General features: G+C 66.0%; 8 protein-coding genes. All 8 read left to right on the top strand.

What is annotated here, in order from left to right; translation table 11 throughout:
* Positions 1-22 precede the first annotated feature (22 nt).
* Positions 23-808, top strand: a complete 786-nt coding sequence (gene flgG, locus DBR20_RS18590; protein ID WP_025879105.1) for a flagellar basal-body rod protein FlgG — start codon at positions 23-25, stop codon at positions 806-808.
* A gap of 22 nt (positions 809-830) precedes the next feature.
* Positions 831-1523: a flagellar basal body L-ring protein FlgH gene (flgH, locus tag DBR20_RS18585; RefSeq protein WP_108267558.1), complete on the top strand. Its 693-nt coding sequence runs from the start codon at positions 831-833 to the stop codon at positions 1521-1523.
* A 2-nt stretch (positions 1524-1525) separates the two neighbouring features.
* Positions 1526-2668, top strand: a complete 1143-nt coding sequence (locus DBR20_RS18580) for a flagellar basal body P-ring protein FlgI (protein WP_108267556.1) — start codon at positions 1526-1528, stop codon at positions 2666-2668.
* 1 nt (position 2669) lies between these two features.
* Positions 2670-3869, top strand: coding sequence for a flagellar assembly peptidoglycan hydrolase FlgJ (flgJ, locus tag DBR20_RS18575; protein WP_108267554.1), 1200 nt, complete (start codon positions 2670-2672; stop codon positions 3867-3869).
* Positions 3870-3877: 8 nt separating this feature from the next.
* Positions 3878-5758 (top strand): flagellar hook-associated protein FlgK, encoded by a 1881-nt coding sequence (flgK, locus tag DBR20_RS18570; RefSeq protein ID WP_108267552.1) that lies wholly within the window; start codon positions 3878-3880, stop codon positions 5756-5758.
* Entirely contained in the window at positions 5755-6957 is a 1203-nt protein-coding gene (flgL, locus tag DBR20_RS18565; protein ID WP_108267550.1) for a flagellar hook-associated protein FlgL, read from the top strand. Before flgK ends, flgL begins: the two co-directional genes overlap by 4 nt.
* Positions 6958-7323: 366 nt before the next feature.
* Positions 7324-8529 carry a flagellin gene (locus DBR20_RS18560; RefSeq protein ID WP_108267548.1) on the top strand — a complete coding sequence of 402 codons (1206 nt, stop codon included), beginning with the start codon at positions 7324-7326 and terminating at the stop codon, positions 8527-8529.
* Between the two features lie 72 nt (positions 8530-8601).
* On the top strand, positions 8602-9680 hold a 1079-nt coding region (locus DBR20_RS18555), incomplete at its 3' end, for a flagellin (RefSeq protein WP_108267604.1).

The following is a 9680-nucleotide window of genomic DNA, read 5'->3' as shown; positions in this document are numbered from 1 at the left end:
TCACCCAGACAGGACTCCGAAGATGAACCAGGCATTGTGGATCGCTAAAACCGGACTGGATGCGCAGCAGATGCGCATGTCGGTGGTTTCCAACAACCTCGCCAACACCAACACCACCGGCTTCAAGCAGGACCGCGCCAGCTTCGAGGACCTGTTGTACCAGCAGGTGCGCCAGCCCGGTGGTTCGTCTTCGGCACAGACCCAGCTGCCCACCGGCCTGCAGATCGGCACCGGCGTGCGCGTGGTGGCCACCGCCAAGAACTTCGAGCAGGGCAGCCAGCAGCAGACCGGCCGCGCGCTTGACGTGATGGTCAACGGCCGCGGCTTCTTCGAAGTGCAGATGCCCGACGGCAGCTCGGCCTACACGCGCGACGGCTCGTTCAAGATCAACCAGGACAGCGAGCTGGTGACCAACAGCGGCTACCCGGTGCAGCCGGGCATCCAGATTCCCGAAGGCGCACAGTCGGTGACCATCGGTACCGACGGCACCATCAGCGTGAAGATGGCCGACGGCGCGGCATCGGTGGAAGTAGGTGCGCTGACCCTGACCGACTTCGTCAATCCGGCGGGCCTGCAGGCACGTGGTGAAAACCTGTTCCTGGAAACCACCGCGTCGGGCCCGGCACAGAACGGCAACCCCGGCCTGAACGGCCTGGGCACCGTGGTGCAGGGTGCGCTGGAAGGCAGCAACGTCAACGTGGTGGAAGAGCTGGTGTCGATGATCGAAACCCAGCGCGCCTACGAAATGAACGCCAAGGCGATCTCGACCACCGACTCGATGCTCGGCTACCTCAGCAACAAGCTCTGACCGCCCTCACCGGGAACCTGCCATGTCGTCCCTTTCTTCCTTCGCCCGTACTGCCCTCGCCTGCGCCGTGGCTGCCCTGCTCGGTGGCTGCGTGATCGCTGGCGACGTGCGCCCCTATCCGACGATGGCGCCATTGCAGCCGATCATGCCGCCGCAGTCCGAACCGACTGCCGGCGCGATCTACGCCGCCGGCCCGACCCTGCAGCTGTATTCGGACCGCCGTGCGCGCGATGTCGGCGACCTGTTGACCATCACCCTGCTGGAGAACACCACCGCGCAGACCAGCGCCAACACCGCCACCAACAAGGAATCGAACCTGAGCCTCGGCACGCCGTCGATTCTCGGTGCACCGGTCACCCTGGGCGGCAAGGACATCCTGAGTGCAACCGCCAAGGGCGCGCGCGATTTCACCGGCAAGGGCAACAGCGCGCAGAGCAACCGCCTGCAGGGCAACGTGACCGTGACGGTGGTGCAGCGCCTGCCCAACGGCAACCTGGTGGTGCAGGGGCAGAAGAACCTGCGCCTGAACCAGGGCGACGAACTGGTGCAGGTACAGGGCATCGTGCGCCCCGGTGACATCAGCGCGGACAACACCGTGCCCTCCAGCCGCGTGGCTGAAGCGCGCATCGTCTATGGCGGCCGCGGCCCTGTTGCGCAGTCCAACGCGATGGGCTGGTTGAGCCGTTTCTTCAACTCCGGCCTGACGCCGTTCTGAGTATGGCCATGAAACTCTTCTTCTCTTCTTGCTGGCAGCGACGCGCGGCGTCGCTCTACGGATCATTCTTCCTCCTGCTGGCAATCGCTGCGCCCGCCAGCGCCGAGCGCATCAAGGACCTCGCCCAGGTGGGTGGCGTGCGTGGCAATGCGTTGGTGGGTTATGGCCTGGTGGTCGGCCTGGATGGCAGCGGTGACCGCACCAGCCAGGCGCCTTTTACCGTGCAGAGCCTGAAGAACCTGCTGGGCGAACTCGGCGTCAACGTGCCGGCCAACGTCAACCCGCAGTTGAAGAACGTTGCGGCCGTGGCGATCCACGCCGAGCTGCCGCCGTTCGCCAAGCCCGGCCAGCCGATCGACATCACCGTGTCCTCGATTGGCAACGCCGTGTCGCTGCGTGGCGGCTCGCTGCTGATGGCGCCGTTGCGCGGCGCCGATGGCCAGGTCTATGCGATTGCCCAAGGCAACCTGATCGTCGGCGGCTTCGGCGCGCAGGGCAAGGACGGTTCGCGCGTCTCGGTGAACGTACCCAGCGTCGGCCGCATTCCCAACGGTGCGACCGTTGAACGCGCCCTGCCCGATGTGTTCGGTGCCAGCGGCGAGATCACCCTCAACCTGCACAACAGCGACTTCACCACCATCTCGCGGATGGTGGGTGCACTCAACAATGCCTTTGGCGAGGGCTCGGCCCGCGCCGTGGACGGAGGCACGGTTGCCGTGCGTGCGCCGACCGATGCCGGTGCGCGTATCGGCCTGCTGGCCCGCATCGAAAACCTGGAACTGACCCCGGGTGCTGCGCCGGCCAAGGTGGTGGTCAACTCGCGTACCGGCACCGTGGTCATCGGCCAGCAGGTGCGGGTCGGCCCGGCTGCGATCTCGCATGGGTCGCTGACGGTGACCATCCAGGAAAACACCAACGTCAGCCAGCCCAACGCCTTTGCCGGTGGCCAGACCGTGGCCACGCCGCAGTCGACCATCACCGCCACCAACGATGGCAGCCGCATGTTCAAGTTCAATGGCGGCACCACCCTGGACGAGATCGTGCATGCGGTGAATGCCGTTGGCGCGGCACCGGGTGACCTGATCGCGATCCTGGAAGCACTGAAGCAGGCCGGCGCCCTGAGCGCCGAGCTCGAGGTGATCTGACATGCGCATCACTCCCGCATTCGAATTGAGCCCCGCACAGCAGAACGATCCGGCCAAGATCGACAAGGTCGCGCGCCAGCTTGAAGGCCAGTTCGCGCAGATGCTGGTCAAGAGCATGCGTGATGCCAGCTTCGGCGATTCGCTGTTCCCGGGCGAAAACAAGATGTTCCGGGAGATGTACGACCAGAAGATCGCCGAGGCGATGACCCGCGGCAAGGGCCTGGGCCTGTCGAGCATGATCACCCGCCAGTTGTCCGGGGCGCAGGCCGATGGCCCGGCGCTGGATACCCGGGTGGACCCGGCCAAGGCCAGCCGCGCTTACCAGCTGAACGCTCCGGCCGCGCCGTCGCTGCCGCTGCCGCTGCAGGATGCTGGCCAAGCCGTGCGCATGCTGCAGCAGATGGCGGCCGGTGTGCAGGATGGCGCGCAGTCGTCGGTCGCACCGATGGAGCAGGCGCTGGATCTGATTGCTGGCCGGGAAAGCAGCGGCATGCACCGCTCGCTGGGCACCGACGATCCCTATGCCGGCACCATCGGTGGTGCGGATTGGGCCGCTGCCAGCGACCAGTGGGCGCCGACCGCCAGCAACCGCGGCAGCAGCGGCACCCCGGCCGATGCGCTGGCCACCCGCACCGCCGTCGCCCAGCTGGGCGCGCACACACCTGAAGGCTTCGTCGCCAGCATCTGGCAGCACGCGCAGAGCGCGGCCAAGGAACTGGGCGTGGACGCCCGCGCCCTGGTTGCGCAGGCAGCGCTGGAAACCGGCTGGGGCAAGCGCCAGATCAAGCATGCCGACGGCAGCACCTCGCACAACCTGTTCGGCATCAAGGCCACCGGCTGGAAAGGCCAGAGCGCCACTGCCGGCACCCATGAATATGTCGATGGCGTGCGCCGCAACGAGACCGCCAGCTTCCGCGCCTACACCTCACCTGCGGAGAGCTTTGCCGACTACGTGCGCCTGCTGAAGACCAGCCCGCGCTACCAGCAGGCGCTGCAGGCCGGCACCGATGTGCAGGGCTTCGCGCGCGGCCTGCAACGCGCCGGCTATGCCACCGACCCGCGCTACGCGGCCAAGATCGCCGCGATCGCCGGCGGCCCGACCATCGAGCGCGCCGTGGCCGCCGTGGCCGACGCTGGCTCACGCATCGGTCAGACCTTCGCCAGCACCGCAACCGCGGCGCTGGGTATCACTCGTCGTTGAGGAACCCCATGTCCAGCGTACTTTCCACCGGTACCAGTGCCCTGCTCGCCTTCCAGCGTGCGTTGGCCACCACCAGCCACAACGTGGCCAACCTCAACACGCCTGGCTACAGCCGGCAGAAAGTCGATTTCGCCACTGCCACCCCGCAGAACTACGGCTACGGCGACGTTGGCAACGGCACCCGCATCGTCGACATCCGCCGCGCTGCCGACCAGCTGGCGATCTCGCGCCTGCTCGACAGCGGCGGCGAGCTGGCACGCCTGAAGCAGCTCTCGGGCATGGCCGACCGGGTCAATGCGCTGTTCTCCGATGCGGCCACCAACGTGGCCGGGGTCTGGTCGAACTTCTTCGACACCGTCAGCGGCCTGTCCTCCAACGCGGCCGGCACTGCCGACCGGCAGAACATGCTCGATGGTGGCAAGGCGCTGGCCAACCGCTTCAGCCAGCTCAACACCCACCTGAACAACCTCAATGGCGAGGTCAACAACGGCCTGATGGCCGGTGCCACCGAGGTCAACCGGCTGGCGTCGGAGATCGCACAGATCAACGGTGCCATCGGCACCAATATCGCCAACGCCGCGCCCGACCTGCTGGACCGCCGCGACCAGCTGATCTCGCAGCTGGTGGGCTACACCGGCGGCACGGCGGTGATCCAGGACGGCGGCATCATGAACGTCTACACCGCCGGCGGCCAGGCGCTGGTGGTGGGCACCACCGCATCGAAGGTCACCACGGTGGCCGACCCGTACCAGCCCGAGCGCCTGCAGCTGGCGCTGCAGACCCAGGGCGGCACCATCACCCTGGACCCGAAGGCGGTGGGCGGCCAGATCGGTGGCCTGCTCGAGTTCCGCGACACCGTGCTGACCCCGGCCCAGGCCGAACTGGGCAAGCTGGCGGTCGGCCTGGCCGAGACCTTCAACAGCACCCATCGCCAGGGCGTCGACCTGTACGGCAAGATGGGCGGCGACTTCTTCAATATCGGCACGCCGCGTGTCACCGGCAATGCCAGCAACACCGGCACCGGTTCGATCAGCGCCAGCTATGGTGATCTCGGCAAACTGGAAGCGCAGAACATCGTGCTGAAATTCGATGGCAGCAACTGGACCGCCAGCCGCGCCGACACCGGCGCCAGCGTGCCACTGACCGGCACCGGCACCGCTGCTGACCCGTTGCTCATCAACGGCGTGAAGCTGGTGGTCGGCGGTACCCCGGCAGCCAACGACCGCTTCCTGCTGCAGCCGACGGCCGGCGTGGCCGGCAGCCTGGAGATGGCGATCACCGATCCGTCGCGCATCGCCGCGGCGGCCGCGATCAAGGGTGCGGCGGCACTGGCCAACACCGGTACCGGCAAGCTGAGCGGCGTGACCGTGACCGACTCGGCCAACGCCAACCTGCGCAATCCTGCTGCGATCGTGTTCACCTCGGCCACCACCTACACCATCGACGGTGGCCCGCCGCAGACCTACACGCCCGGCCAGACCATCAGCGCCAACGGCTGGAGCTTCGTGCTCGATGGCGTGCCGAAGAACGGCGACACCTTCAACATCACCCCGACCCCGGCCGGCTCGTCGGACAACAGCAACGCCACCAAGCTGTCCAAGGTGGAATCGGCCAAGGCGTTCAACGCCGGCACGGTAACGCTGGGCGGCGCATTGGGCGGGCTGACCACCCAGGTCGGTGCCGCAGCGCGTTCGGCGGAGTATTCGCTGGGGGCACAGCAGGTGATCGCCGACCAGGCACAGGCGGCGCGTGACGAAGTCTCGGGCGTCAACCTGGATGAGGAAGCGGCCGACATGCTGCGCCTGCAGCAGGCCTACCAGGCCGCCTCGCAGCTGATTTCCACCGCCGACTCCATGTTCCAGACCATCCTGGGAGCCGTGCGCCGATGAGCAACCGCATCTCCACCGGAATGATGTACAGCCAGTCGGTGGCGCTGATGATGGCCAAGCAGGCCAAGCTCAGCCACCTGGAACAGCAGATCGCCACCGGCAGCAAGATCGTCAGCGCCAAGGACGATCCGGTTGCCGCAGGTGCTGCGGTTGGCCTGGACCGCAGCCTGGCCGCACTGGAACGCATGAAGCTCAACGGCAACAACGTACAGAACCGCCTGGGCGTGCAGGAAAACACCCTCGCCCAGGTCAACGACCTGATGGCGCGCGTCAACGATCTGACCATCCAGGCCAGCAATCCCGCGCTGAGTGCGCCTGACAAGAAGACCCTGATCACCGAGTTGAACCAGATCCGCGACGGTCTGCTGTCGCTCGCCAACAGCAGCGACGGCACCGGTCGCTACGTGTTCGGTGGCACCAACGACAATGATCCGCCGTTCGCCAAGATCGACGGCAAGGTGGTCTATCGCGGCGACCAGACCCAGCGCCAGGTGGAAGTCGGCCCGGATACCTACGTGCGTGATGCCCTGCCCGGCAGCGAGATCTTCCTGCGCATTCCCACCGGCGATGGCTTCGTCGATGGCAGCGCAGCGGCAGGCAACACCGGCAACGGCGTGCTGACCAACATCACCCGCGACGGCAGCGACAGCTGGAACGGGCAATCATTCAGTGTGCGCTTCACGGCGGCCAACCAGTACGAAGTGCTCGACGGTGCCGGCAACGTGACCAGCACCGGCACCTACAAGGCTGGCAGCGAACTGGAGATCAACGGCGTTCGCCTGCAGATCGCCGGCGCGCCAGCGACAGGTGACAGCTTCAACGTGCAGGCCGCCAGCAGCCGCGACGTCTTCGGCACGATGGACAAGCTGATCGCCGCCCTTGACGCCGATACGGGTACGCCGGCGAAGATGGCCGCGCAGCAGAATGAACTGCAGAGCGCGTTGCGTGATGTCGGCCGCGCTGCGGAACGGATGATCGATTCGCGCGCCGCCGGCGGTTCGCAGTTGAAAGCACTGGACAACGCGGCGGAGATGCGTGAGGCCAATGGCGTGACGCTGAAGACCACGCTGTCGCAGATGCGCGACCTGGACTACGCCGATGCATTGAGCCAGTACCAATTGGAAAGCACTGCGCTGCAGGCGGCACAGACACTGTTCTCGCAGATGCAGTCGATGTCGCTGTTCAACAAGATCCGCTGATTCCACGCGCCAGCGCTGGAGCCCAAGGCCGCGATGCCCTGCATCGCGGCCTTTTTCGTTTCTGCCGGGAACACACCCCGTCGCCACCATTCAGCTTGCCGGGCAGGCGCCGATACCTCTTCTTGCGCCGGCCAGGTCCTGCCTGGCCGCCCTTTGCCGGGTTCGCCCCGCTCCCTCCGGGCCAGCGGGAATCCTCGGAAAAACAGCGTTCAGCGATGAAATTCGGCCGTAACGAAATTCCCCGCTAAAGGTTGTTGACAAAGCGCCGTTATTCATTTGGCAACAGCGAAGCACACAGCCACACAAAAAAACAGGCGGCGCTTCGTTTCATTCACCAACGGGTTCCACATAAGAGGAGACGACCCCATGGCACAGGTAATCAACACCAATACGATGTCGCTCAACGCTCAGCGCAACCTGAGCACCAGCGGCAACTCGCTGGCCACCACCATCCAGCGCCTCTCGTCCGGCCTGCGCATCAACAGCGCGAAGGACGACGCCGCCGGCCTGGCGATCTCGGAGCGCTTCAGCACCCAGATCCGCGGCCTGGACGTGGCCATCCGCAACGCCAATGACGGTATCTCGCTGGCCCAGGTCGCCGAAGGTTCGCTGAGCGAAGTCGGCAACAACCTGCAGCGTATCCGCGAACTGGCCGTGCAGGCCTCCAACGCCACCAATTCCAGCAGCGACCGCAAGGCCCTGCAGGCCGAAGTGACCCAGCTGGTCAGCGAAATCGACCGTGTCGCCAAGCAGAGCGACTTCAACGGCACCAAGCTGCTGGACGGCTCGTTCACCAGCCAGCTGTTCCAGGTCGGCGCCAATGCCGGCCAGGCCATCGCCATCAACAGTGTGGTCGATGCCAAGGCTGAATCGCTGGGTTCCACCACCTTCGTCGATGCCGGCAAGATCACCCTGGACAATGCAGCAGTCGATGCCGCAGCCGGCAAGATCGTCGGCGTCAAGGTCGGCGCGATCAACGTCGGCGACGTGTCTTTCGACTACACCGCCCCGGGCGCTGCAACCGGCCCGGCGCTGGCCGCGATCCAGAAGTCCAACCAGGACAACGCCACCAAGGCACTGGCCGCAGCCCTGAACGGCAAGATCGGCGAGACCGGCCTGCATGCCGCAGTGTCCGCCACCGCCGGTGAGATCACCCTGACCTCGGTCAAGGACGAAAACACTCTGGCCAGCGTGACCGTCCAGGCAGGCGCCACTCCGGCCAACCTGAACACCCCGGCCGCCGGCACCACTGCCGCGCATGTCGCAGACATCAAGATCGACTCGGTTGCCGGCGCCCAGCAGGCGCTGGAAATCGTCGACAAGGCACTGGAATCGGTCAACAGCGTGCGCGCCGACCTCGGCGCGATCCAGAACCGTTTCACCTCGGTGGTGGCCAACCTGCAGACCTCCTCGGAGAACCTGTCCGCATCGCGCAGCCGCATCCGCGATACCGACTTCGCCAAGGAAACCGCCGAGCTGACCCGCACCCAGATCCTGCAGCAGGCCGGTACGGCCATGCTGGCCCAGGCCAACCAGGTACCGCAGAACGTGCTCAGCCTGTTGCAGCGCTGACATGAGCCGCCCCCGGGGCACGTCGGGGGCGTCTAACCCAACTCACGTGCAACCGCTCAAGGACCTCTCCTCATGGCACAAGTAATCAACACCAACACGATGTCGTTGAATGCTCAGCGTAACCTGAGCACCAGCGGCAGCTCGCTGGCCACCACCATCCAGCGCCTGTCCTCCGGTTCGCGCATCAACAGCGCCAAGGACGATGCCGCCGGCTTGGCCATCTCCGAGCGCTTCGGCACCCAGATCCGTGGCACCGACGTGGCCATCCGCAATGCCAACGATGGCATTTCGCTGGCACAGGTCGCCGAAGGCTCGCTGTCGGAAATCGGCAACAACCTGCAGCGCGTCCGCGAGCTGTCGGTGCAGGCCGCCAACGCCACCAACTCGGCCAGCGACCGCAAGGCGCTGCAGGCCGAAGTGACCCAGCTGGTCAGCGAAATCGACCGCGTCGCCAAGCAGTCCGAGTTCAACGGCACCAAGCTGCTGGACGGTTCGTTCTCCAGCCAGCTGTTCCAGGTCGGTGCCAACGCCGGCCAGGCCATCGCCATCGACAAGGTGGTCGACGCCAAGGCTGACGCACTGGGCAACGCCAACTTCGATGCCAACAAGGTGACCATCGCCGCTGGCACCGTGGCTGCAGCCGACGCCGGCAAGGAAATCACCTACTCCGGCCTGTCCATCGGCGGCGGCAGCCTGGCATCGCCGATCAAGATCGCTGACGTCAAGGTCACCTCGACCGGCGACGCCACCAAGGATCGTGCAGCCCTGGTCTCGGCAGCGGTCACCGCGATCAACGCCAAGATCGGCGAAACCGGCGTGTATGCCGAGATCGACGGCACCACTGCCGGCCAGATCAACCTGACCTCGGTCAAGGAAAGCGTCGACAAGGCCGGCAAGTTCAGCGCCATGACCGCCACCGCTGGCACCAGCGCGGGCATCACCGGCTTTGACAGCGCTGCCGCCACCCCCAGCACTGCCGCTACCCCGGGCAAGCTGCTGAAGGACGTCGACATCAGCACCGTGAAGGGTGCCCAGCAGGCGCTGGAAGTGGTCGACAAGGCACTGGGTTCGATCAACAACACCCGTGCTGACCTGGGTGCGATCCAGAACCGCTTCACCTCGGTCGTCGCCAACCTGCAGACCTCGACGGA

This window comes from Stenotrophomonas sp. HMWF023, from assembly GCF_003060985.1.
Lineage (GTDB): Bacteria > Pseudomonadota > Gammaproteobacteria > Xanthomonadales > Xanthomonadaceae > Stenotrophomonas > Stenotrophomonas lactitubi.
This window is presented reverse-complemented; position numbering and strand designations above follow the sequence as displayed.